The sequence below is a fragment of the Aureispira sp. CCB-E genome (genome assembly GCF_031326345.1).
Lineage (GTDB): Bacteria > Bacteroidota > Bacteroidia > Chitinophagales > Saprospiraceae > Aureispira.
In genome coordinates, this window is sequence record NZ_CP133671.1 from 4129061 (window position 1) to 4154261 (window position 25201).

25 protein-coding genes are annotated in these 25201 nt (G+C 33.5%); 24 read left to right on the top strand and 1 reads right to left on the bottom strand.

What is annotated here, in order from left to right; translation table 11 throughout:
* Window positions 1-198: 198 nt before the first annotated feature.
* Together QP953_RS16025 and QP953_RS16030 are read left to right on the top strand one after the other, a co-directional pair.
* Entirely contained in the window at window positions 199-1182 is a 984-nt protein-coding gene (locus QP953_RS16025; RefSeq protein WP_309551774.1) for a hypothetical protein, read from the top strand.
* Between the two features lie 152 nt (window positions 1183-1334).
* The gene (locus tag QP953_RS16030) at window positions 1335-2321 is read left to right on the top strand and encodes a fumarylacetoacetate hydrolase family protein (protein WP_309551775.1); all 987 of its coding nucleotides are present in this window, start codon (window positions 1335-1337) and stop codon (window positions 2319-2321) included.
* Window positions 2322-2419: 98 nt separating this feature from the next.
* Here QP953_RS16030 and QP953_RS16035 read toward each other — a convergent pair whose 3' ends face one another.
* A complete protein-coding gene (locus QP953_RS16035; protein ID WP_052593313.1) occupies window positions 2420-3748 on the bottom strand; it encodes a fatty acid desaturase in 1329 nt (442 codons plus the stop codon).
* A 318-nt stretch (window positions 3749-4066) separates the two neighbouring features.
* Here QP953_RS16035 and QP953_RS16040 point away from each other — a divergent pair, with 318 nt between their 5' ends.
* The 22 genes from QP953_RS16040 (at window position 4067) to QP953_RS16145 (ending at window position 25186) form a co-directional block, all read left to right on the top strand.
* Window positions 4067-4507 carry a MarR family winged helix-turn-helix transcriptional regulator gene (locus QP953_RS16040; RefSeq protein WP_052593316.1) on the top strand — a complete coding sequence of 147 codons (441 nt, stop codon included), beginning with the start codon at window positions 4067-4069 and terminating at the stop codon, window positions 4505-4507.
* Window positions 4504-5928 (top strand): serine hydrolase, encoded by a 1425-nt coding sequence (locus tag QP953_RS16045; protein ID WP_309551777.1) that lies wholly within the window; start codon window positions 4504-4506, stop codon window positions 5926-5928. The genes QP953_RS16040 and QP953_RS16045 overlap by 4 nt, the downstream gene beginning before the upstream one ends.
* A 61-nt stretch (window positions 5929-5989) precedes the next feature.
* Window positions 5990-6838 (top strand): AraC family transcriptional regulator, encoded by an 849-nt coding sequence (locus tag QP953_RS16050; RefSeq protein ID WP_309551779.1) that lies wholly within the window; start codon window positions 5990-5992, stop codon window positions 6836-6838.
* Between the two features lie 103 nt (window positions 6839-6941).
* Entirely contained in the window at window positions 6942-7565 is a 624-nt protein-coding gene (locus QP953_RS16055) for a bifunctional 2-polyprenyl-6-hydroxyphenol methylase/3-demethylubiquinol 3-O-methyltransferase UbiG (protein ID WP_052593323.1), read from the top strand.
* Window positions 7566-7708: 143 nt separating this feature from the next.
* Window positions 7709-8968 carry a DUF418 domain-containing protein gene (locus tag QP953_RS16060; protein ID WP_309551780.1) on the top strand — a complete coding sequence of 420 codons (1260 nt, stop codon included), beginning with the start codon at window positions 7709-7711 and terminating at the stop codon, window positions 8966-8968.
* A 2-nt stretch (window positions 8969-8970) separates the two neighbouring features.
* Complete coding sequence (locus QP953_RS16065; protein WP_309551782.1) at window positions 8971-9999, top strand: DUF4419 domain-containing protein; 1029 nt, start codon at window positions 8971-8973, stop codon at window positions 9997-9999.
* A 150-nt stretch (window positions 10000-10149) separates the two neighbouring features.
* Window positions 10150-10635 (top strand): DUF6265 family protein, encoded by a 486-nt coding sequence (locus QP953_RS16070; RefSeq protein ID WP_052593327.1) that lies wholly within the window; start codon window positions 10150-10152, stop codon window positions 10633-10635.
* 90 nt (window positions 10636-10725) lie between these two features.
* Complete coding sequence (locus QP953_RS16075; RefSeq protein WP_309551784.1) at window positions 10726-11829, top strand: serpin family protein; 1104 nt, start codon at window positions 10726-10728, stop codon at window positions 11827-11829.
* A gap of 112 nt (window positions 11830-11941) precedes the next feature.
* Entirely contained in the window at window positions 11942-12784 is an 843-nt protein-coding gene (locus QP953_RS16080) for a DUF5694 domain-containing protein (protein WP_052593331.1), read from the top strand.
* Between the two features lie 21 nt (window positions 12785-12805).
* Window positions 12806-13267 carry a hypothetical protein gene (locus QP953_RS16085; protein ID WP_309551786.1) on the top strand — a complete coding sequence of 154 codons (462 nt, stop codon included), beginning with the start codon at window positions 12806-12808 and terminating at the stop codon, window positions 13265-13267.
* A gap of 51 nt (window positions 13268-13318) precedes the next feature.
* The gene (locus tag QP953_RS16090; RefSeq protein ID WP_309551788.1) at window positions 13319-13696 is read left to right on the top strand and encodes a hypothetical protein; all 378 of its coding nucleotides are present in this window, start codon (window positions 13319-13321) and stop codon (window positions 13694-13696) included.
* Window positions 13697-13818: 122 nt separating this feature from the next.
* Window positions 13819-14274 carry a GNAT family N-acetyltransferase gene (locus QP953_RS16095; protein WP_309551790.1) on the top strand — a complete coding sequence of 152 codons (456 nt, stop codon included), beginning with the start codon at window positions 13819-13821 and terminating at the stop codon, window positions 14272-14274.
* Window positions 14275-14488: 214 nt separating this feature from the next.
* Complete coding sequence (locus tag QP953_RS16100) at window positions 14489-15259, top strand: AraC family transcriptional regulator (RefSeq protein ID WP_309551791.1); 771 nt, start codon at window positions 14489-14491, stop codon at window positions 15257-15259.
* A 72-nt stretch (window positions 15260-15331) separates the two neighbouring features.
* Window positions 15332-16741: an alpha/beta fold hydrolase gene (locus QP953_RS16105; RefSeq protein WP_309551793.1), complete on the top strand. Its 1410-nt coding sequence runs from the start codon at window positions 15332-15334 to the stop codon at window positions 16739-16741.
* Window positions 16742-16807: 66 nt separating this feature from the next.
* The gene (locus tag QP953_RS16110) at window positions 16808-17941 is read left to right on the top strand and encodes a hypothetical protein (RefSeq protein WP_309551794.1); all 1134 of its coding nucleotides are present in this window, start codon (window positions 16808-16810) and stop codon (window positions 17939-17941) included.
* Window positions 17942-18478: 537 nt separating this feature from the next.
* Entirely contained in the window at window positions 18479-19117 is a 639-nt protein-coding gene (locus tag QP953_RS16115) for a DUF1826 domain-containing protein (RefSeq protein ID WP_052593342.1), read from the top strand.
* Between the two features lie 234 nt (window positions 19118-19351).
* Window positions 19352-20575 carry a GTP-binding protein gene (locus tag QP953_RS16120; RefSeq protein ID WP_309551795.1) on the top strand — a complete coding sequence of 408 codons (1224 nt, stop codon included), beginning with the start codon at window positions 19352-19354 and terminating at the stop codon, window positions 20573-20575.
* 198 nt (window positions 20576-20773) lie between these two features.
* The gene (locus tag QP953_RS16125; protein ID WP_052593346.1) at window positions 20774-21229 is read left to right on the top strand and encodes a hypothetical protein; all 456 of its coding nucleotides are present in this window, start codon (window positions 20774-20776) and stop codon (window positions 21227-21229) included.
* A gap of 92 nt (window positions 21230-21321) precedes the next feature.
* Complete coding sequence (locus tag QP953_RS16130) at window positions 21322-21900, top strand: hypothetical protein (protein ID WP_309551796.1); 579 nt, start codon at window positions 21322-21324, stop codon at window positions 21898-21900.
* Window positions 21901-21967: 67 nt separating this feature from the next.
* Window positions 21968-23008: a two-component regulator propeller domain-containing protein gene (locus QP953_RS16135; protein WP_309551798.1), complete on the top strand. Its 1041-nt coding sequence runs from the start codon at window positions 21968-21970 to the stop codon at window positions 23006-23008.
* Between the two features lie 13 nt (window positions 23009-23021).
* The gene (locus QP953_RS16140) at window positions 23022-24131 is read left to right on the top strand and encodes a DUF6920 family protein (protein WP_309551799.1); all 1110 of its coding nucleotides are present in this window, start codon (window positions 23022-23024) and stop codon (window positions 24129-24131) included.
* 125 nt (window positions 24132-24256) lie between these two features.
* Window positions 24257-25186 carry a DUF5655 domain-containing protein gene (locus QP953_RS16145; protein ID WP_309551800.1) on the top strand — a complete coding sequence of 310 codons (930 nt, stop codon included), beginning with the start codon at window positions 24257-24259 and terminating at the stop codon, window positions 25184-25186.
* Window positions 25187-25201 lie beyond the last annotated feature (15 nt).

The window sequence follows — 25201 nt, forward strand, 5'->3', positions numbered from 1 at the left end:
ACTTGATCAAATTCACCAAAAAAGGCATGGAGAATAAAACTATCCTCTACTCGTATGACCAACACCATAATTTAATCCAAACGCAAACGATTAATGTATATTCCCCTATTGAAGATGAAGATTTCGTAATCGATAGAAATCCTAATGTTTTTTATGTAGGTATAAAAAAATCGCTGCTCCAATATAAAATTGAGTACTATGAAAATTAAATTAGTTCTATTATTTTTTATATGCTTTAATCATCTTAGTTTTTCTCAAAACTCGTATGATTCAGAATTCATTGCAAAACTAAAAAGCGATGTAATGAAAGGGCAAAAAGACAAGTACGAACAGTGGAAAGCTTTTGAAGGAAAGTTAGGAAAAGACAAACGAGTATTCTTTTTGCTAAATACCTATATTTATAACCCTAAGGAAACTAAGATATGGGGAGAATACCTGTACACTAAATACAATACCCCTATACAATTAGAAGGCATTCTAAAAGGCTCAAAAGTTTATCTCAAGGAGTTTGTAAAAGGCAAGCATACAGGAACTCTAATTTTTGACATGGAAAACAGCACTGGAGAATGGACTAATAATCAAGGGAGCTCCTACACCATTGAAATAGAGCTTTGTGAGTTGCGCGCTTACGTCCAACAATACTACTCCAATCGACTGGAGGACATTCAAAATAAGAATTTCAAAACTTTTGTAAAAGGATATAAAACTTCTATCATCCCTAATTTTGCTGCAATTTCCGATTCAGATGAGGAGCGTACACAAAAAATAGATCGAAAAATTGCAGCCCAATACTTAAAAAAAAGTGGCTATGAAAATTTCGATGATGATCAAGCGGGTTATTTATATGGAGATGCTTTTTTTACAGAGCATCATATTTACTTATTCACCATAGAATACTACTCCCCTGGTGCCTTTGGTATTGACGATCAATTGTTATTAGTGCATATTTTCGATTATAAAGGAAATTTAAAAAGTTCTAAAAATCTTGGCTGCAACTGCAATGATTCGGACATGGGCATTGAAGCAGAACACAGTCGTAGTGCTTCGATACTAGTTGACTGGGATAAAATAACTATTTTTAAAAAAGGGAACAGTATCTATTTTGAACAGGACAAAGAGATCAACCAATCGTGGATCGATTATTACAAAATAAGTCCTACAGGTGAATTAATAGAACAATAAATCTGCATACTGGTAGATTTTAAATAGCTTTGCGCAATTCTGAATAATATATACGCTAGCGTTTGCAATAATCATTACTTCGTCAAAACCACGCAGTAGCAGCACAACTAAATACTAAATAACTATAATATTAACAAAAATAGAAATCACCAATGAAATTAGCATCTATCGACAACCAAACAAGAGATGGTCAATTGGTTGTTGTCAACAAAGAACTAACTAAAGCTGTAAAAGTTCCCCAAATTGCTGCAACTATGCAAGCTGCAATAGACAACTGGTCAGCAACAGAAAGTCAATTGCAAGAAGTTTATGCTCAGTTAAATGTCAATAAACTAGAATCTGCTTTTGATTTTTCAACTGTAAAAGTAATGGCTCCAATACCGAGAGCATATCATTGGGCAGATGGAAGTGCTTATGTGACACATGTGGAACTTGTTCGAAAAGCTAGAAATGCTCAACTACCTGAATCCTTCTGGACAGATCCTCTAATGTACATGGGAGCTTCTGATGCATTTATTGGGGCAAACGATGCTATCGAAATTGAAACCGAAGATTGGGGCATTGATTTTGAATCAGAAGTAGCTGTTATTACAGATGATGTTCCAGCTGGTGTTAGCCCCCAAGAAGCTTTGACACACATTAAATTGGTGACTATTATAAACGATGTTTCGTTAAGAAATCTTATTCCGAATGAGTTATCTAAACAATTTGGATTTTACCAATCCAAACCTTGGACAACATTTGCTCCAGTAGTAGTTACTCTAGATGAATTGAAAGAAGAATGGGACAACGGAAAACTCCACTTACCATTATATTCTACATTAAATGGCCAACTTATCGGTTCTCCCAATGCTGGGGTTGATATGACATTTGATTTTGGACAATTGGTTGCCCATGCTGCGAAAACTCGTTCGCTAATGGCAGGAACAGTCATTGGATCAGGAACCGTTGCCAATCAAGGAAGCCCTAACGGTTCTAGTTGTTTGGCAGAAGTTCGATGTTTGGAAGTAATTAAAGACGGAAAAGCCTCTACCCCTTTTATGAGTTTTGGAGATAGAATCGAAATAGAAATGAAAGATAAAAATGGCCATTCTATTTTCGGAAAAATCAATCAAGTCGTAACAAAATATCAAAAGTAGTTTGCGCTTTCATAAAATTTATATTTTTGATTTTCGAATAGTCCGCTAGAGAATGGGGTGTGCTCTATTTATTGGCAGACTATTCGAAAATATCTATTTTAGACAGTGGCAACTTTTTTGCTCATACTCTTGATATAACTAAAATGGGCTCTGTAAACAGAAAATAATGTTGGATAGTAATGATAGGGCAAATCAAACTCTTTGCAAGTCTCTTTTACTATTGGAGCGATTTCGTGCAATCTACTATAAGAAATTGTTGGAAATAGGTGGTGTTCGATCTGGTAGCCCAAACCTCCTGTCATCATTGTCAGAAACCAGTTACCATGTTCAAAGTTTACAGTAGATTCAACTTGTAGGCTCCCCCAATCTCGTGGGTATTTTCTCGGTTTTTTCTCTCCATTCATAGCTAATTCACACTGATGACTAGCACCAAAAGTAGCTTGAACAATAATCCCTGCCCCTCCTAACATACACCCAATAACAAGTAGAGCTGTAAAAACATCCAAAAAAATAAACGGCAGTACGTACCACAATCCTGTTGAAATAACTTTAAACAGGATCAATAAAAAAAATTCTGAAGGGTAAATTTTTGACATTTTTCCATAGGGTCCCATCCAGTTTCCACGAACGACAGAAGATACATCAGTATAGGACAGGATAGGGAGAGTGATCATGTATAAAAAGATAACATAAAAATGTTGAAATTTATGGTAAAAAAAATACTCGTGCTCTTGTCTTAGTCTTAACATTGGAAAATGCACTTCAATATCAGGATCTTTATCTGGAACATTTGTAACAATATGATGTAAAGGGACGTGCACCGCCGTAAATACATAAGACGAAATAGTTATAATATCCAGTGTAAATAATGCTAATACTCGATTTGCCTTTGAAGAAGCAAAGACGCCTCCGTGCATCGCTTCATGCCCGTATCCCCCAATCGCAAATGCTAAGGGTCCCCAGATCAAGGCACAAAAAATATTGCCATATCCTATTGCCCCAATCGAAACGATTATAAAAATTACATACAAAGCGACCAGTCGAAATAGAAAATTAGAGGTTCCATGATGTGCTAGCCGCTTCTCCTTCCCTTTTATGCCTCTTTTTTCGGCGGAATCAAGCAAATACGCCTGTACTCTCTTTTTTAAGGTGGGATAAAAACCATCTCCATCCCAATCAAAATCAGGTTGATAATCCTCCTTCTTCCCTACTTCATACATCTTTAAATACCCTCTCGGAATTGACTCAAAAAGGTGTGTTGTTTCCAAAAGGGTTGTTGCATCCATCCCTCTACACTGTAACAAAAAACGCTTTCCACCTGGATGTTCTTTGATAAAAGGAATAAAATCATAATACTTGCCGTGGATTTCCCATAACTTTCCAGCAGCCACCAATTTGGCTAGCTCTTTTTTTGATAATTCATTCACATTAAAAATATTGTATTGGGTTAATAATTGTAATTGAGTAGAATAAATATAATATTCAAAAATTAAACTTTATGCTAATATTGATTTTGAAAAGAGTTAAATTATCGAAAAGTTACTATTAAGAGATCCAAAATGCTTTATCAAATCTTAACTAATACGATTCGATAGTTCGCTATTCTGCTACTTTGTAGCTATACGCTCGGTCAGATGGCTAGTGCTATTAGAAGAGAAGAAAAAAATATTAAAAATTTATTTTTTTGTTAATTTATTTGATATATCAAATAAATTTCACACCTTTGATTAACACAATAAATAACTATGAATTTTGACTCTCCTACTGGCACCGTCCTCTATTCTATAGAGAAAGCCATAAAAGCATATCGCCGCTTAAGTCAGCATAATATATCACAAGTTGTTCCTGATATTACGGTAGATCAAGCTTTGATTTTATTAATGTTAGATGGTAATGATAAGACGCAAACTGAAATTGCAGATTTGATTTTTAAAGACTATGCCTCTATGACACGAATCGTAAAACTAATGACTCAAAAAGACTATTTGGTCAAAACGATAGATGCTCAAGACAAACGAAAATCGAAATTAGAAATTACCGCTAAAGGGAGAAATACAATAAAAAAGCTGCAACCAATGATACAAAACAACAGAGATACCGCACTAAATAATGTTTCAGATGAGGAGCTAAAACAACTGTATGGAATACTCCATAAAATAACCCAAAATTGCCAGTCCAAAAAATGAAGCATCTGATTTTTTTATTGGTCATAATATGCTGCGCGTGTAATCGCAAAAAAACACCAAAACCTACCGACTCTAAAGTCGAACAAATTGCTAATTATTTAGACTCTTTAGAAGGCTTTAGTGGGGTTGTTCTAATTGCTAAAGATGATCATATTTTGTTCAAAAGAGCTTATGGATTTGCCCATTTGGGACACAAAATCAAAAATAATGTTGCGACTAAGTTTTCTTATGCTTCTATTGGTAAATCCTTCACTGCTGTCGCTATATTTCATTTAATTCAGCAAGGTAAATTGTCTTTGCAAGATAATATTGGCAAGTACCTTCCTGACTATCAAAACCAAAAGGCGCGAGATTCTGTTACCATAGAGTTGCTGTTAAGGCATAAAAGCGGTCTCCCTAATTATTTTCATTATGAAAAATATACTCAAGCCTCCAAAGAACAATTCAGAACACTAGATGATCTTACCAACTTATACGAAAATAGACCCTTAGAATTTTCCCCTGGTCAAGAATTTGCGTATCGCAACACCAACTATATTGTACTTGGCAGAATCATAGAAGCCATTACCCAAATGCCTTATGATAACTATATACAAAAACATATTTTCTCCATAGCTGATATGCAAAATACAGGCAATTTTGACATTGATCACATCACTGACAATGTTGCTGAAAACTATACCTTATCAGATGTTCACTTGAATCAATTCCAAAAAACAATTTTCATGAGCGGGATCAAAGGTACACCTGCTGGTGGTGGGTATTCTACTGCCGAGGACTTGTATAAATTTGCCACTGCGTTTAAACATAATAAGCTCCTAAATGAAAGTTATACAAATCTTATGAAAACAGAGCCCGATCACTGGTATGGCTACGGAATGCAATTTGCAGGAGCCAAAGGCTCTGGAATTTATGGGCATAGCGGCGGACATTTTGGCACAGGTGCAGAATGGCGCATTTTTGAACAACAAGGTTATATTGTTGCGCTCTTAACCAATAAAGACTTAGATCAAGGTTTTTATAATGCTCGTTTTTTTATTGAGAAAACTATTTCGGGTGATACTCCTAGATTAAACAATTACTTTTTTACCCAAAAAGTGATCAATATCTGTCTAAATAACGGCATTGAGCAAGCAAAAGCGACAATACAAACATCAAAAAAATTGGAACTCTCCGAAAGAAGCTTAAATACAAAAGGTTATGAGATGATAAAAAGAGGTTTTTATAAAAAAGCGATTGATTTATTTAGGCTCGAAGTTTTATTTTTTTCAAACTCTTATGATGCTTACGATTCTCTAGGGGAAGCCTATATGAAAGACGGGCAAGTAAGTAAGGCAATAAAAAACTATACCAAAAGCCTAGAGATAAATCCTGAGAATATGAATGCCAAAGAGCAGTTGAGCAAATTGCTAGAAAAATAAAACCGTAGCATTTGAACCTAGATTCTTTAAAATATATATTCAAAAACTTGATAAATCGCTAATGCAAAAAATCCCAATAAGAGGTATCAAAGAACGTCCTTTAGAAAATAGATTTAATATTACAAAACTCGAAAGCTTGCTTTCTGAAAATGATATGATTCAAGAGCTTCACAGGCATGCTTTTTTCTTTGTCTTATTCCTAAAAGATGGCAATGGAGAACACATCATTGACTTCACACCATACCCTGTCAAAAAGAACTCTATTTTCTTTATGCGACCAGGACAAGTGCATCAGCTTCAACTCAAAAAAGGGAGTGCTGGATATCTTATGCAGTTTGATCAAAATTTTTACTCCCCACAACTAGCAAGTTCAAAATCTATATTCAAGAAAGTAAGTCACAAAAATTATTACTCACTCCACGCTGAAAAATTTCAAAAGCTACTCTTAATTTTATCCAATATAAATGAGGAGCATTCTCAAAAGCAAGCTCATTACGAAGAAGTTATCAAAGCAAATCTTAAAATTCTCTTTATTGAAATAGTCAGGCAAAGTCATCATACGTCAACTGTTTCAAAAAAGACTCTGTATTCCCAAGAAAGATTAGAAGAATTTTTGGAATTAGTGGAAACCCATCTTTCTTCTCACAAATCAATAGCAGAATATGCTGAGATGATGCATCTTTCTACCTTTCAGCTCAATAAAATAACCAAGGAAACTCTTGGCAAAACAAGCTCTCAAATCCTCAATGAACAGATTTTGCTTGAAGCAAAGAGGAATTTGTTAGGAACACTTAATCAAATAAATCAAATTGCCTATGAATTAGGCTACGAAGACAGTTCTTATTTTATTCGTTTTTTCAAAAAGCATACTGGAATCTCACCTGAAGTATTTAGGAAAAACTTTAAGTAAGTACTTCTCAACTGCATTTTTGTCCTATCTGTTTCTATCCCTTATGTTTTATTTTTGATTGATTTTAAAAACAATTCATACAGAATCTTAATAAAACGAAAAAATGACAGATACTTGGTTGAACAAATGGAACAAACGGTTTAAAAATGATGCCTTTGCTTATGGCATTGAACCCAATAGCTATTTTAAAGAACAGATTTTAAAATTAAAGCCTGGGAAAATCCTTTTTGGAGCAGAAGGCGAAGGCAGAAATGCTGTTTATGCCGCAACACTTGGTTGGGAGGTTTTTGCATTTGACATAAGCATAGAAGGAAAAAATAAAGCCATCGAACTTGCAAATAAAAAGAATGTCTCAATTGATTATCAAATTGGGCAACTCCCCAATTTAAATTTTCAAAAAAATGACTTTGACGTTGTCGCACTAATTTATGCTCATTTTCCTCCATCTATTAAATCAGAGTATCACAAACTACTCAGTCAAAAATTGAAGTCTGGTGGAATCTTGATATTGGAAGCCTTTGGTAAAAATCACCTCAGCTACCAACACAAAAATCCCAAGGTTGGAGGACCATCTAATATAGACTCATTATTTTCAACCGACGAATTAAGGGCGGATTTTAATAATTATGAAATTCTGGAATTGGTAGAAAAAGAAGTTGAATTGTGCGAAGGGATTTATCATAATGGGAAAGGCTCTGTGACAAGATTTGTTGGGAGAAAAGGCTAGCTCTTAATCTATCTATAATGTATAGAAATAGAAGGGTTCTCTTGAGAAAAATCGTCTCAAAACTTCGCTTTGCTTGCAGGAAAATTTATCTTTAGTGCTTATTGCAGCAATTATTCAAACCTGCATACGGAATATTAGACACCATGAGCAATATAGAGTTTAAATTAGATAAACAACCAACCAAAAACAAAAAGCGCATTGAGTTATTGGATGTTTACCGAGGTTTTGCGATTCTTGGTATTTTTGTTGTTAATATTGTCATAATGAATTCGACTTTTCTTAATCAAGACGAATTTGCGAAGCAATGGACTTCTAATATTGATCAAATATCGGAAAGGATTTTACAACTTTTTTTCTACACAAAATTCTTTCCTATTTTTTCATTGCTCTTTGGTTTGGGAATTTCAATGCAAGCCTTGAAGCTATCTCAAAAAAATAACCGCTCATTTTCTTTTTTTGCTAGAAGAATGTTCATTTTATTCCTTTTTGGGGTTGCACACATCCTACTACTATGGTCTGGAGACGTTCTAAACCTCTATGCTGTCCTTGGACTGTTGACAACATTAGTAATAAGAAAATCCAACAGGTCTATACTGACGTTATCTGCCTTTTTTCTCTTCTTTCCTTTTTACGATTACCTTTTTCAATGGATCTTTACACTTTTAAACTTTCATCCTGAAATATATTTGAGTAATTATACAGGAGCAAGTGTTCATCAAATAATTACAAATGGAACGTATCTACAAGGGGTAGAATTAAGACTATTGGAATATCTTTCTAACATTCCAATGTTGTTTGGCTTTTTGGCACCAATCGCATTATCCATGTTCTTACTTGGGGTTTATCTGGGTAAAAACAAGATCTATGAATCGTTGGATGCTTTCATAGAACAAATAAAGAAACCCATACTCTTAATAACAGTTCTTACCAATATCTATAGAATCTTATTTTTATTTATCTTAACAAAACTTGAAGTCTATCAGATTGAACTATTAAGAACGTTTTTTGTCAAGTTAATGGTTATATCAGATGTAGTAATGGGGCTATTTTATTTGTGGCTACTTGGCTGGGTTTGGCATCATACAACATGGAGAAAAGTTTTATCTCCCTTACAGTATGTAGGCAGAATGGCATTGACCAATTACCTACTCCAAAGTTTTATTGGGCTTGTGTTATTTTCATCCATTGGATGGCAACTTTACGAGACTTTGAGCCCATTTCAAACGTTGATGACAGCTATTCTGGTTTTTGTAATTCAAGTAATATGGAGCAGGCTTTGGTTTATTTATTTTCAATTTGGTCCATTAGAATGGATATGGAGGTGTTTAACGTATAAAAAACTGCTTCCTATTAAACAAAATAAGATTGCTGCCCCAATTATTAGCAATCGTTCAAAGGAATAATTATGAAGAATACTATCATTAACATTATTGATCTACCAGAGAGCCAACGCCCTTTTCATCAATACTCTGGGCAAGCCCTTTTGGCATCAATAGATAAAACTGGTATAGAGGGATCGTCAATACAAAACGAAACTTCCTACCTAAAGATGTACGACCAACAAGTCACTCATAATCATTTTCTAATTATGCTTGAAAGAGCATTTATCGACCACAAAACTATCTCATTAACACCTGATGCGCTATGGCTTCTTATTTGTCAAGGATTCTCTAAGCATATCAAAAGAAATGCGGAATATTTTAGAGAGCAATTCGTAAACTTTAATACTCAAAAAAAGATCACTGTTCAAAGAAATGATTTTGTTAAAGGAGGAAAGAACCCTTGGGAAGAAATTTTCCCTGAATTTTCTAAAGGTATTCAAACTTATTTAAAACACGATTTATACTCTAATCTAGTTTTAGACTTTAGTACGACTTCTTTAAAAGAAAGAACAGCTTTTGAAATAGCTTTTATGGATTCAATGTCAACTTATTTTGAGTTTGAATTATTGACTCTTTGTGGGATTCCTAAGATAGAACTAAAAGGAACCATCAAAGATTATCAACTTATACAAGAAAAATCAAAGTATCTTAGTCGGTTTGGTTTAGAATGGTGGCTAGAAGAAGTGAATCAAGTTTTATCAAAAATTATTGATGCATTGAATGGAGATATTGACTTAACATTTTGGAGGTCTATTTATAGTTTTGAATCCAAATCTGGTGCTCCATCTAATGTCTCTGGTTGGATATGCAAATTTTTTCCTTTTATAAAAAATGCTGACCAAGCTTGGGTCAAAAATCCAAACATCACCAATACAGAAAATAACCCCATTCCACTAAATGCTTTTCCTTCTGGGAAATCCATTGTTCCATTTACTTGGAAATATCTAAATCAATGCTTTGAAATGGAATTTATTTCAGGCTTTATTGGCATTAAAGAGAACCTTAACACCAAATTTCTGGAAACTGAAATTAATTGGGTTATAAAACACTGATCCCAAAAGCAGACCTTAGCTAGTAATTCACTATAAAAGTACCACACATTAGACAGTTTTAACTAGTCAACTCGTAAAATAATCCATAAAACGCTATCTTGAAAAAGGAAATAAATAACCGTTCAACTATTCCTGCTAACAATTAGCATTATGAAAATAAAAATAAAACTGTTTGCTGCAATTATTGGTATTGGTTCAACGCTTTTTTTTGCCTGCACCTCAACCAAAGACAATCCTATACAAAAAGCAAAATGGTTGCTCGGGACTTGGAAAAACGAAATGCCTCAAGGGAATATTTATGAAACTTGGAGTGCTATCAATGAGCATGAATTCGCTGGCAAAAGCTATCTTATTCAAGAAAAGGATACTTCATTTTTTGAACACATACAGTTGCTTCAAAAATCGAATGCATTTTATTACATTCCTACTGTCAAAAATCAAAATGAGGGCTTACCGATTCGTTTTAAAGCTAAAAAAGTTTCTAAAAATCAACTGGTTTTCGAAAATTTGAAACATGACTTTCCTCAACTTATTTCCTATACAAAAATCCATTCAGATTCTCTAGTTGCAGAAATTTCAGGAATCCGAAAAGGGAAAAAGCATCGACAGTTGTTTTTTATGAAGCGTGTGTATTAAATTCAAATGGCGAAAAACTGCGCAAATTATCCCCCAATCAAATAGAGTTAAAAAAAGCCAGATAAATCAATGGCAATTTAAAATGATGAGATGAAAATTAGAGATGAAATTTTAGAAGACCTTTTGTTGCTTGATAGCGATGACAGCATTTTGTCAAATAAAGCTTGCTCCCCTTTATCCTTTTTAATATTTTTAGATATTATTGCTTGTTATTGTAATTCCGATTTAGAAGAAAAAATTAATGCTATTCTCAAAGATTTTGACTATTCAAGAGAAGTATTTCTAGAAGTTATACAAAATTTAAAAAGTACTGAAACTAAGCTAAATTACGCTGCCTCTTTTTGGCATAATGAGATTTTTAATCCTCAAAATATAAAATTCCCCTACTTTGAGATATTTGAAGTTGATTTTACATCAAAAAAAAGTCTTCAACTTGTTAATTCTTGGATAAAACAAAAAACAAACAAACTAATAAAAAATATTCCTCCCCCCGATTCTATTACTCAGATAAACTCTATTTTTCTCTCTACTCTTTATTTTAAAAGCCTTTGGATTAATAAATTTGATTCCCCTAGCTATCCAGAGGTATTCTACTTAGCCAATGGTCAAAAAATTAACGTAGGTTATCTCTCCAAACAGAGCAAAGAACCTATTTCTTTTTTTCAAGAAAAAAGCTTTCAAGCTATCGCTTTACCATATAAAGAAAACAATATTCAATTGGAAGTGTATTTACCTAATAAAGAAGTTAGCTTTGAGCACTTTATCTCAAAGTTAGGCAACCTAAATTTAATACGAGTAAATTCTAAATTTAAAAAAATATCGAACTACTTACTATCAATCCCTAAATTTGAAGTATCCTCAACAATAGATTTGAATCCAATTTTAGAAAAAAATGGTCTCAGTGATTTATTTGAGTTTAAGAGGGAATCGTATTTCGATAGAAAAAGCATAATAAAGCAAGAAATTGTTGCAAAAGTTAATGAGAAAGGAACAGAAGCTGCCGCGATTACTCACCTTATGGACATAGGAAATCTACCAATATTTGAAGTAGAGTTTATTGCAAATAGACCTTTCCTTTTTTTAATAAGGGAAAACAATAGCAATGCTATATTATTTTTAGGAGCTATTACCAACCCCAAGGAGTTTAAAGCAACGGATAATTTGTGGAAGAAAATAAAGCGTTTTTTTAGATAGTTTTTTGTATTATTATAAATACAAAAAGTTAATATATGAAGTTCCTCAAGCTTCATAAAAACGCAACTACACACAGACTTCTCTAAGTCAAACTATTAATAATCATCGAATAATGAAATTATCAAAATTAATTGTACTCATCTTCTTAATCGGTTGTTCGCACCCTATCGATAAGCAACCAAAAGTCAATTTGGATTATCAGGATCAATCAAATTTACCTCAAATCAGTATTTTGGGAACCTTTCATTTTTCGAATACAACGGATTATTCTGCAATTATAATTGATAGCCTTGATTCTAGAAAAAGGCAACAAGAAATAGAAGATATCGTGTCGCGTTTGATTAAATTTAAACCTACAAAAGTTTTGGTAGAAAGAGAGCCTACTTATGCGGATACGCTTAATCAAAGATTGGCAGCCTTTAAGGCTGAAAAATATACCTTACCCAGCAATGAATTGTATCAAATAGGTTTTAGAATTGCTCGACAACTTGATCACTCTCATATTTATGGAATCGATTACAAATTAGATCTAGGAGACGAAGAACTTGTTGACTATTTGTCAAGAGAACAGCTTATCGATCAATTTCAGTCTATAATAAACAGTGCTCAAAGTTGGGCAAATACTCATTCAGAATATCTAAAAAAACATACAATTGGTGAAACTCTTATACTCTTAAACAACAAAGATTCAGAGATATTCAATAAAGCTCTTTATTTAGACAACATCCTTAATATAACAGAATTAGGGAATTCTCCAGCTTCTGATTATGTAGCGAATTGGTGGAAACGAAATATTTATATTAAGAAGAATATTGATGATTTAATCTCTGAGACAGATAGAGTTTTAGTTATAATTGGAGCAGGACATAGTTCTTTACTAAAAGAGTTTTATAAAAATAGTCTCAAAGTACAATACATTGACATCAATAAATATTTAGATACTCCTAGCGATTAATAAACCATCAATACCCAAGCCTTGAAAGAACTAATAGAAATAATTGACTCAATTACTGTATGGGGCTGCTCTCCCATCAAAAATGTAAACAACAAGGAAAAGAAGCTTGAAAATGCGCTTATCTTTTTATGGAATAAATTTGCAAAAACAGATGATGTCTTTGACAAAAAAGAATACCCTACTTTGCAAAGGGCTAATTACCATAAAATTCGAGAACATGTATCCATGAATTTCCCTCAATTTGGGTATTATCATATTCATCTAAATCCCCTTGGGGTATCTGAAAAACCAAGCAGTGCTCTTGGTGATGCTATTGATGACTTGTCCGACATCATCATAGATTTGCTAGAAATAAAAAGCAGGTTTCACAACAATAGTGAAACAAATGCTTTGTGGTTCTTTAAGTTTATTTTTAAAGCTCATACTAAGGGTCACATTTTAAACCTTTTACGCTATATATCTGATGCAGAGGCTAACAAGTAGGCTAACGACAGATAGCTATGCTTCTAAAAATTGCTCCAAACAAGAATAAAAATGAACAAAAGCACCATTCATATTATTGCATCTTCCTTAAAAAATTTTCTCGTGTTATTTCCCCCTGATGCAGAATTGACAGGAATACTACTTGGCGATACAAGGCATCCTTCCCATGGGTTTGTCGATGAAAAGATTCTAGATACAAAAAATAAAATTTTGGATTTACTAGAATTCGGCTATGACTTCAAGGGCTTAGTGGCATTCGAAGCTAATTTACAATCCTTAAAAATTCAACTCTTGGGTTATACTCAAGAGCATCAGGAATACTTAGTACAAGGCACAGCAAAAAAAATTCAAGCTCTACAAAACAAAATTATTGAAGAAAATGCTTGGCAGCCCAATAAGTATACATTTGATGCTCATATTGTATGGTGAGCATAAGGGGCAGGTTCCCCTATTAAACACTTAAGTAATCATAAAAAAAATAACAAGTATTACGCCGTAGCAAAAAACATAAATCGTAACGACAATTGTTAGTAAATAAGTGCAACTTAAAGATGAAATTTAGACAAGCAACAAAAAATGATCTCTCCCAAATTGTAGCAATGATTGCTGATGACAAACTTGGAAAAACTAGAGAGAATTTTCAAATACCTTTGCCAACAGAGTATCTTAATGCCTTTGAAAACATCACCGCTGATCACAATCAAGAACTAATTGTAGTCGAGGCTGAAAATTCTGAAATTATCGGTACATTACAATTGTCATTCATCCAATATCTTACTTATCGAGGAGGGATAAGAGCACAAATAGAAGCCGTAAGAATTAGAAAAGATAAAAGAGGACTTGGAATAGGCAAAATAATGTTTGAATGGGCAATTAATCGGGCTAAAAAACGAAAGACTCATTTACTACAACTGACAACAGATAAAAAAAGACCTCAAGCTCTTAAGTTTTATAAAGAATTAGGCTTTGAGCCATCACATGAAGGAATGAAAATGCATTTTAAATGATACCAAACACTCAATGCCCATATGCCTATTTTTAGAAAAGCAAGCTATTTCTGTTACTTCTTTGCGGCTTTTTAGCTATTTTTAATAAGAAAAACTAGATTTAAAAATACATTCTACAAAACGAGTCATTCCGTTGAGTCAACTAAAAAACATATCTCAAAATAATCCTCATGGAAATTTCATTATTTCTAGCTTAAAAAAATTTGAGCGTGAAATGCATTCAGAAACTCCGTCAATCAAAATGGTATTGTCTGGAGAAGAGCAATATAGTGTCAATGGAAGAAATTATTCTTTAGCTGCCAATCAATATCTTTTGGTTGATGATAATGAGTGGATTAAGACTTCCATAGACTCTAAGAAAAATGTCAAAGGAATATGCATTTTTCCTGAAAAAGAATTACTGAATGAGGTAGCCAATTACAAAATGGCCTCTCTGCAGTTTATGATAGATAATCCTTTTGAGAAGAAAGCCATAAGGCTTGTTCATAACTTGTTTCATTTTGGAGAAAATCGAACTGGAAAATTCCTGACCCAACATGTTTCTTCTATTCTTCAATTGCATGAAAATAAAGAAGCCATTAACTTTGATGATTTTTACCTAACGCTTTCGGAATGTATTATTGAAGACCAATTGATCTTAAAAGGTCAATTGCAACAACTTGCTTCTGTCAAAAAAGCCACCAAAGAAGAGTTATATCGAAGAGCTGCTATGGCTAAAAATTACTTAACAGACAACTACACAGAAAAAATCAGTTTGGATGATTTAGCCGCACAGGTATTTTTATCTAAATATCATTTAATAAGAACCTTTAAAGATCTTTTTCAGCTATCTCCTTATCAATACTTATTGCAGCTTAGACTTCAAAAAGCAAAAGAGTTAATTGCACAAAACTATTCTTATAGAGCCATCAGCAACATGATTGGCTTTTCAGATGAACGAAATTTACGAAAAGCACTCCTAAAATATTCTCCCAACAAGAATTAGCAATTTTTACCCCACTTTTCATCCTTTAAATAGATTGATTTGTATTCTATTAATTCATAACCATAGAATATCATGCAATCAAACGTATTAAAAAAAATAATCTTATTTAGTTTTACCTGCCTTATCTACATGGTGGGAAGTTGCCAAACTCAAACGAACAAAACGCTAAAGAGAAATGTTTTCTTAGGCGCTAGGCTAGTCGATTTATCTGCAATTGAGGAAGACCTTGGTACCAATTCGGGCATTTATCTTTCAGAAATTCTTCCTAATGCCAGTTTGGGACAGATGGGAGTCCCAAAAGGAACGATACTTCAAAAAATAAACCATAATACCATCTCTTCTCTAGTAGATTTAAGACCAGCACTTCTAGGCATTAAAGAAGGAGATGATTTAAAGATTACTGTCTTTGAGAATGGTCAGCAAAAAATTTATCAAGGGACAGCTATTGGCAAAGTAAAAGAGGAACATCCTCATGCAACTGTACAGTATGGGGTCGTCCACTATACAGACAACCTTTTGAGGTCAATCCTGTATCTCCCCAATGACAAAAAGCAGCCTCCTGTTGTCTTCTTTATCCAAGGTTATACTTGCCAAAGCATTGAAATGCAAAATAGCAATCCAGCCAAACAACTCATAGATTACTGGATAAAAGAAGGATATGCCGTATTTCTTGTAGAAAAGCCAGGTATGGGAGACAGTAAGAGCAAAATTCCTTGCATGGATATTGATTTTGATCAAGAACTAATGGCGTTTACCAAAGCGTATGAAGCTTTGCAAAAAAATCAAGCTATTGACGCCAATAATATCTTTTTATTTGGTCACTCTATGGGAGGAATTATTGCTCCTTTGTTAGCTAAAAAACATACTCCTTCTGGAATTATGGTTTATGGCATTGTCGGAAAAAATTGGTACGATTATATGATCGACATATACACCGAACAACCTCTAATAATGGGCGGAACCAATCAAGAAATAGAGGAGAACAAAAAGTATTATTTGCCTTTCATAAAAGATATGTTGGTGCACCAACAGACCAATACTGAGCTCTTAAAAAATCCTATCTATTCGGATCGATTAAAAGCAGATGGTGTCTCAGAGACTTTGAGAGAAGGTTACTATATTCAGCGTCATTATACCTACTGGCAATCTCTAGCTAATATACAAGTCCCACAAGCATGGGCTAGCGTAAAATCTCCCGTATTGGTTTTGCATGGTGAATATGACATACAAGCTATCCATCCTAAGTATGGTGAAATGATTTCTACTAATGTCAATAAACACAATGGAAACGCTACATTTCAGTTAATTCCTAAAACCGAACATGCATTTTTGAAATTTGATTCGAGAGAACAACTACAAACAGTAATGCAGAACGGCACCTATATCAATACATTTGTTACCCACTTCAACACAGAAATTGCAACCAAAAGTATAGCGTGGATGAAAAAGCATTCTAATGTTATAAAAAACAAAGTAAAATAATGTGTATGCATCATTAAGTCATCTCTCTTTACCCATTCAACATTTATTTAATCTAAAAAAATGTATATGAATAAGACAAATTTCATTTTAATAAAGATAGTTCTTGCATTTGTTACAACATCCTATGCACAAGGAAATAACATCAAAAAAGAATACTACCGCCACTTGATATTTCGAGAAACCCCTTATTCTGACACTAGAGGAAACCATCCTATTGATAATGCCACCGCCCAAAAAGAAGCCCACTATTTATTTGTGTATGATGAGCAAGATAGGCTGATTGAAGTATCGCATCGACTGGGAGATGCCCTTATTGCCGACAATGGAAACTGGGATAGTTTTATTTGGTTTTCACCAAAAATGACCATAGAATATCAAGCCAATCAAGAAATTCGACACTATTACGATCATCTGAATAAACCTATTGAGGCACACGGTGCAATGTATAAAGCTGTCTTTCTTATCAATAAGAAAGGCAAACGAACTGAAGTTAAGTTCTATAATAAAGACAATCAACCTTCCGAAAATGCTTGGGGAATTCATACTTATCAATGGGAACATTTGAAGGATGGAACAGTCATTGAGAAACGGTTTGACCTAAAAGGAGCTCCCAAAACGATACGACCTAATTTTACTTTTTATACCGTAAGATTAGAATTTGGTACGGATGATTTACTAGACTTTATGTACCACTTAAATGATGAAGGAAAGATTATTAATAATACGATGAAAGCAGGAATGGATCGAATTGTTTATGATCAAGAAGAGAATTTTTCGAGATGGATGGTTTTTGATAAAAACTTACAGCCAGTAGAAGGTAATGCGCCTGAATTTGCAATAGGCGAACACTTATACGATTGTAGAGGAAATAAAGTAGAACTTCGAGGATTTGATGTTGCTGGCAAAAATAAAGCGATGCCCAATGGCGTTGCTCGTACAATCAATGCCTACGACCAATTTAACAACCAAATAGAGGTAAAGAATTATGATTTGGAAGGCAACTTGCTCTTGCATGCTAAACGAGAATTTAGTGCCGATGGAAGGCGTGTAGAATGGCTAAAGTTTTATGATTCGAATGGTAACATTACGCTCCATCCGAATGGTCAGTTTGCTGCTTTAAAATTTGAATATCATGATGATGGAAGTTTAGCCGCGCAAATTCCATTTGATAAAGATTTGCAAAAAATCAACAACCAATAGTTCTTAGAGTACAATGCTTCGAAACAGTATAATACGCCCATCTTATTTCTAGATAATTACAACAAGCCCCATTCGTGCACATAGCAGCTATAGGATTCTCGTCCCGAGTTCTATAGTTTGCTATTAATTTAAATTAGTAGTTCGTTGATTTTTTACTTTTTTAGCTCGCTACGCTCGTGAGATCGCAAGCTTAGTTGCCAAAAAGATAAAAAAGAACATTTATATTAGCCTGATAATTAAAGTTTTTCAACGAACTATTGTTAAATGAAAGAGAATTTGATCTAAAATATAGATTCGACTCAAAGAGCCTCTCTCCTAGAGTTATTTTCTAGATTAAAAATGAAACTCCAAAGTAATCCTATTCTCTGTAAAACTCCTCTCAAAAGATAATTATAGATACTCTATTCTTTTTTTACTAACGCAACACTGTTGCATTATTAAAAAGTTTGTTCTATATTTGCAACACTGTTGCATTAAGCAGTTTTTGGTTATACCTATATTAAACCTACCGTTTTCAAAAAAACAGATATAAGCTATATGAACACAAACTCAGAAATCAGCTCTTTTAAGAATGCGTCATTAGGAGAAGATATGACGGTACTTAATAACATTCATTTTCAAGAAGTCAATATTGCAATCTACCAAAGAAAAATACAGCACCTTGAAGCAGAAATACAGCACTTTTTAAATCAAGGTATTCATTTAAAAGCACAAGGAAACTCAAAAAAGATACTTGAAGAATGTAGAGATTATTTTGCTAGTAACGGTTTGCCTCAGCATCATTTACTTAATGATTTTTCAAATTTGCTTAATTCTTTTGAAACAACGAGTAAAACAAAACATTTTAGCGTGCTCTTTTCTACGATAACAACGGACTTGTGCAGTAGATTTCATGCAGATGCGAATAAATTAAGATTACTCTGCACTTATCATGGTCCCGCCACGCTTTGGTTGCCTATAGAAGCCGAAAATAGACATGAATATTATTCTGGAAAAGACAACGAACAAATCGTTTCAAATCCTGAACTTATTCAACAAGCCAACACAGGGGATGTGCTCGTACTAAAGGGAACTTTGTATCCTAATGCACAAGCTATCTTACACAAAAGCCCAAGTATTGAGAAAAAGAAACAAAAAAGGCTTTTACTAAGAATTGATATGACATCACTCCGTTGAAGAAGCAACGAAGTATTCCTATAAACAACGCTTCAAAATTTCTAACATGATCGCTCAATCTTTTGAACAGTGGAAATACTGTATTGAAAACGACTGCAAAATTCATTTAACCAAAGAATTTGCAGCAAAACGACTATCCGTCTACTTAGATAGAAAAAATACTGAAACTCAAAAGTTCATTGCTCTTTATGGGGAACAACATTTGGAAAATATTATAAAATGGCTCAAACGAATATGAAAATAGAAAAAAGATTGCCCGTAACTGTATTAAGTGGCTTTTTAGGTGCTGGTAAAACGACATTACTCAACCATATTTTGCATAACAAAGATAATCTAAAAGTTGCTGTTATTGTCAATGATATGAGTGAGATAAATGTGGATGCTAACCTAGTAAAAAATGAAAATGTCTTGTCTCGTACAGAAGAGAAGTTAGTAGAAATGAGTAATGGATGCATTTGCTGTACGCTCCGAGAAGATTTGATGGCTGAAGTCGAACGATTGGCCAAAGAAAAACGATTTGATTACTTGCTTATTGAAAGTACTGGAATTAGCGAACCTGTTCCTGTCGCTCAAACATTTAGCTTTATAGATGAAGAAAATAACATTGATTTATCTAAATGGAGTTATATTGATACCATGGTAACAGTTGTTGATGCCTTTAATTTCTTTAAAGACTTTGGCAGTGCTGAAACACTTATGGACAGAGAGTTGACTGATATGGAACAAGACACTAGATCCATTGTCAATTTATTAACCGATCAAGTTGAATTTGCTAACGTAATTATTCTTAATAAAACAGACTTAGTTTCTCCTAAAAAGCTAGGTTTTCTAAAAGCAACGATTCAAGAACTAAATTCAAATGCCAAAATAATAGAATCCACTTTTAGTCAAGTCAATCCCAACGAAATTATTAATACAAAACTATTTTCTTTTGAAGAAGCAGAGCAAAGTACAAGTTGGATAGAAGAATTGAATAGAGAAGAACACACTCCCGAAACAGAAGAATATGGCATTAGTTCTTTTGTTTACGAAAGTAATCTTCCATTTGACCCCGTTCGGTTTTGGGAATATATCCAATACAAATTTCCTAGTAACATTATAAGAAGTAAAGGGCTTTTTTGGATGGCTTCTCGCCCCAACCAAGCCTTGATTTGGAATCAAGCGGGTGGTTCACTAAGAGCCGATAGTGCAGGACTCTGGTGGGCTAGTATGCCCAAAGAGAATAGGCTAGCAAACCCATCTTATCTTCACAATCAGCATCTAATTGAATCGAAGTGGGATAATAGATTTGGAGACCGTGCCAATGAAATTGTAATTATAGGGCACAACTTAGATCAGAATCAAATCCAAACGGAATTAGACGCTTGCTTGGCAACAGAAAAAGAACTTCGTTCGAACGCTTGGCAAGAAGGTTACAAGGATGAATGGGCGGTTAATAGAGTTTATCCTATGAATTAAAATTCAAGCAATAATCCAAGGAGTTCTCTCCTGCATTAGCACAACTGTAGGTCATATTAGCGTGTGAATGAGAACTCCTTTTTAATTCCTCCATATAAAATTTCTTTGGGTCTTGGGGCAAAACTCAAAAAAATATATCTTTATCGCACAATCACGCTTTTTAGGAAAATAGATTCTCAAACGAAAAAAAACAACATTATGAAAAAAGTAGTAGGATTGATTTTAACAATAACCTTAACTTTTTCTTGTGCTTCTAATGATAACAATTCTACCCCAAAACAGGAAGTTCCAACTAAAACCACCTATAAAGATGAAAAATTCAAAGAAATAAGTAGTGATAATTTAAATCAATTATTAACCCATAAACAAGAGGTTTTATCTGCCAAAGAAGTCATGATACTGTTTTACCCCAAAGAAGTAAACTCTAGTGAGGGAAATGAAAAAATAGAAATCTCAGAAAAAACTATTGGCAATGGGAATGTGATAGTGACTTTAATTCATGATAATTTGCTAGATGATTCCATAAAAGCAGAGAAATATATCATGGAGCTAACTAAAAGAAATGATAAATGGATTGTTCTTTCTATAAAGAAAAATTGGAAATGTTGGGACTCTAGAGGGCATTCTAGTTGGGGAACAGAATTATGTAGTTAATTTTGATTAATTCCCCTAAAAGATTTTTGCTGTAAAATGGTACTTTTTTTGTATTGGGTAGAGAAAATCAATCTATAAAATCATTCCCAATTATGCAGCACATCAAACTTATATTCATATTTTACATTTTTATATTATCTAGTGCTAAATCTCAGATCATAGATTCCAACACACTATATATCAACAATCTCAATGATACTATTTTTTTAGCCCCAATTGTTCCTCATTCATTTTGTGTTTATGAAAAAATTGAAATTATTGATTCAATACAAATCAATGGAATAGGAGCAAAAGAAGTCGTTATATACCGCAAATGCTCAGCAGATGTACAGAAAGAGGGAGGTACATTCAGTATCCGTGAAAAAGTTAAAATTGGGAAAATTGAAGTTTGGGATGTAGACGCAAAAGAACTCTTATTTGAAGGTACTACTTCATTAGACAAACAATATTGTTATTCCGATGCCTACCAGAATTCTCCTAATTCAGAAGGCTTTTGTGCTTACCAATATAGTTTTAAAATCAATTCAAAGGGTATTATAAATATAAAAAAAGAGCTAGTAGAATCCAATCCTGAATATGACGATACAACAAAAAATTATTGCCCTTCTAATTTGAAAGAGGGAATATACCACTATACGAAGAATGGATATGAAAAAAAACAGAGTAATTAAGTCTCTGACTATGCCTTCAAGTCCTTAAATAAAGCATAACTTCATTGCAAAGTGAACAATCATCCAAATGAAATTTTTATTGCCTACAACACTGTTGCTTTTATTTGCTTTTTGTAGCGGACAAAAAAACAAACCTACTCAAATAACAGATCCCAAAATTTACACAGATGCTGATATTATTACAAGTAGTTTGTTAGACAAGAATGGGAATTTATGGTTTGGAACATCAACTGAAGGGCTTTATAAGTATTGTAATGGGAAATTTTCAAATTTTAATATCAAAGATGGTCTCTGTACAAACCAAATATGGAGCATAATTGAAGATAACAAAGGGCACATTTGGTTGGCAACCAATAAAGGCTTGTGCCAATACAATGGCAAAACATTTACTCCCATCTCCCTTCCTCCTATCAACACGGACAGCGATTGGTATAAAAACATCTACCCAACTGTAAATCCCAATCAAGCTAGTTCGATGGTTCAAGATAAGAATGGAATATTCTGGATTGGCACCTCGGGTATTGGAGCCTACAAGTACGATGGAAAAACATTTGAAAATATTTTGGCTAACAAAGGCAGAAAATATGAAGATAACCTTCATCACAACGTTGTGCAAAGCATTATAAAAGATAACAATAATCATATTTGGTTTGCTTCAATGAGCAATGGAGGTATTGTTCGTTTTAATGGGGAGACATCGAAAGATTTCAAAAAAGCGGATGGATTAAGTGATAATATGGTTCGTTGCCTCTACCAAGATCGAGAAGGAAATATTTGGATAGGAACAAATGGAAATCGAAATGGCGGATTGGATAAATTTGATGGTACTAGTTTTACTAATTTTAATCAAAATGATGGCTTGTGCAGTAATAATATTGCTGTCATCTTTCAAAGCAGCGATGGCAAAATATGGTTGGGTAGCGATAGAGAAACACTTTGTTATTATGAGAATGGGAGTTTCAAAACATTTGACAGGTTAACAGGAGTTTCTATAAGAACAATCTTAGAAGATAAAAATGGTCATCTATGGTTTGGTGGTAGAAAAGGAAATTTGTGGAAATATGATGGAATGCAATTGACTGACTTAACCCAATTAAAAAATAAATAAAAAGTAGCACTAAATGATGCGAATAGTTTTAATCATATTAATTGGAATTCATGGGCTTATCCATTTATTTGGATTTCTAAAAGCATTTAACCTATCTGAATTTAATGCGATTACACACCCCATTTCAAAGACTTTTGGAGTGCTTTGGCTATTGGCATTTCTTCTATTTTCCATTACACTCATTTTATATTTTTTCCGCTCCAATTACTGGTGGTTAAGCGGATTTTTTTCTGTGACTATTTCGCAACTTTTAATTTTCAACTATTGGTCTGATGCAAAATTTGGGACAATAGCCAATCTAATTATTTTATTTGCAGCTATTGTAGCTAATTCGTATCTCCGTTTTGAGAATCAACTTAAAGAAGAAAGAAATGTTCTTTATCAAAGCGCACATCCCAAAAATCTAGAGATTATTGATAAGCAATCATTCAATAACTTACCACTAATAATTCAAAAATGGTTAAGTAATAGTGGCGTAATTGGCAAGCAGGATGTTTCTAATGTGTATCTAACTCAAGAATTATTGTTAAAACTAAAACCTGAACAAAAAAATTGGAGCACAGGAAAAGCAGAGCAATATTTCACAGTCTATCCACCTGCTTTTAGTTGGAATATTAGCACAGAAATGAATTCAATATTAAATGTAGTAGGGCGAGATAAATTTAAGGATGGCAAAGGTGAGATGTTAATTAAACTCCTTTCAATGATCCCTGTTGCCAATGCAAAACATGACAAAAAGGTCGACCAAGCAACATTGCAGCGTTATTTGGCTGAAATTGTTTGGTTTCCTTCTGCATCTTTGAGCCAATATATAAAATGGGAAGCGATAAACGACTACTCAGCAAGGGCTACAATGGAATATGATGGAACGAAAGGTACAGGTGAATTTCACTTTGATGCAAATGGAAATTTTGAAAAATTTGTAACCATGCGTTACCGAGATCCAAAAGATAAAGTACCGACTCAATGGACAGTAATTGCCACTAAAACTAAAGAAATAAATGGAATAAAAATACCCGTTGAATGTGAGGCTAGTTGGGAACTAGAAGGCAGCGAATGGACTTGGTTGAAATTAAAAATAACGGATATTTGGTACAATGTAAACGCAATGCCTATCCATTAATAAGCAATAAAAAATATAAATACTAGAATCTACGGTTTTACTCTAAGAAAGGCTTATATTCAGCGACCATAATCTTTATCCAAAAGATACGCGACCAATTAGTTTCTACAAAAAACAAACACAAAATGCCATTATTCAAAATAATTGAAAACGGTAACCTTGAAAATATTAAGGAACATCCTTTTAAACTGGAAAAAGATATTCAGACCTTAACCGAAAACAATTTACAATCAATTTTTGGACTTGAATTCGTAAAATCAGAATTTAGTTTAAACAATTTTAGAATTGATACATTGGCTTTTGACAAGGAAGCTGGAACTTTTGTAATTATTGAGTACAAGCGAGATAAAAATTTTAGTGTCATTGACCAAGGCTACGCCTATCTATCGTTGATGCTAAACAACAAGGCTGATTTTATTTTAGAATTTAATGAAAGCGGTAAAGGGACTTTACGAAGAAAAGACGTTGACTGGTCGCAATCAAGAGTAATTTTTATTTCACCATCCTTTACAACTTACCAAAAAGAGGCGATTAATTTTAAAGACTTACCCATTGAATTATGGGAGATAAAAAGATACAACAATAAGACAATAACTTACAACCAAATAAAGACTTCAGGAGCTCAAGAAAGTATTAAGACCATCTCAAGCAAAGATGCTGTTGTTGACCAAGTCAATAAAGAAGTAAAGGTTTATACCGAACAAGATCACTTGGAAGGGGCTAATTCTGAAATTAAAGAGATGTATCATGCCTTAAAAGAGCGAATAATTAATTTAGATGATAACGTTTCTCCTCATCCAAAGAAAAAAACGATTGGCTTCAAGATCGAGAATCAAATATTTTGTGATTTTGTAATCCAAAGTAAAGCACTTAAAATATACCTCAATCTAAAAAGTGGAGATTTGATGGATGCAAAGAATATCTCAAGAGATGTTTCTAATGTAGGACATTGGGGAAATGGGTCTTATGAAATAAAAGTTCAAGATTTGGATGATATAGAATATTTGCTAAGCCTTATAAAGCAATCTATTAGAAAAAACAAAAACGATAGTTAGCAAAATACGGTGGCT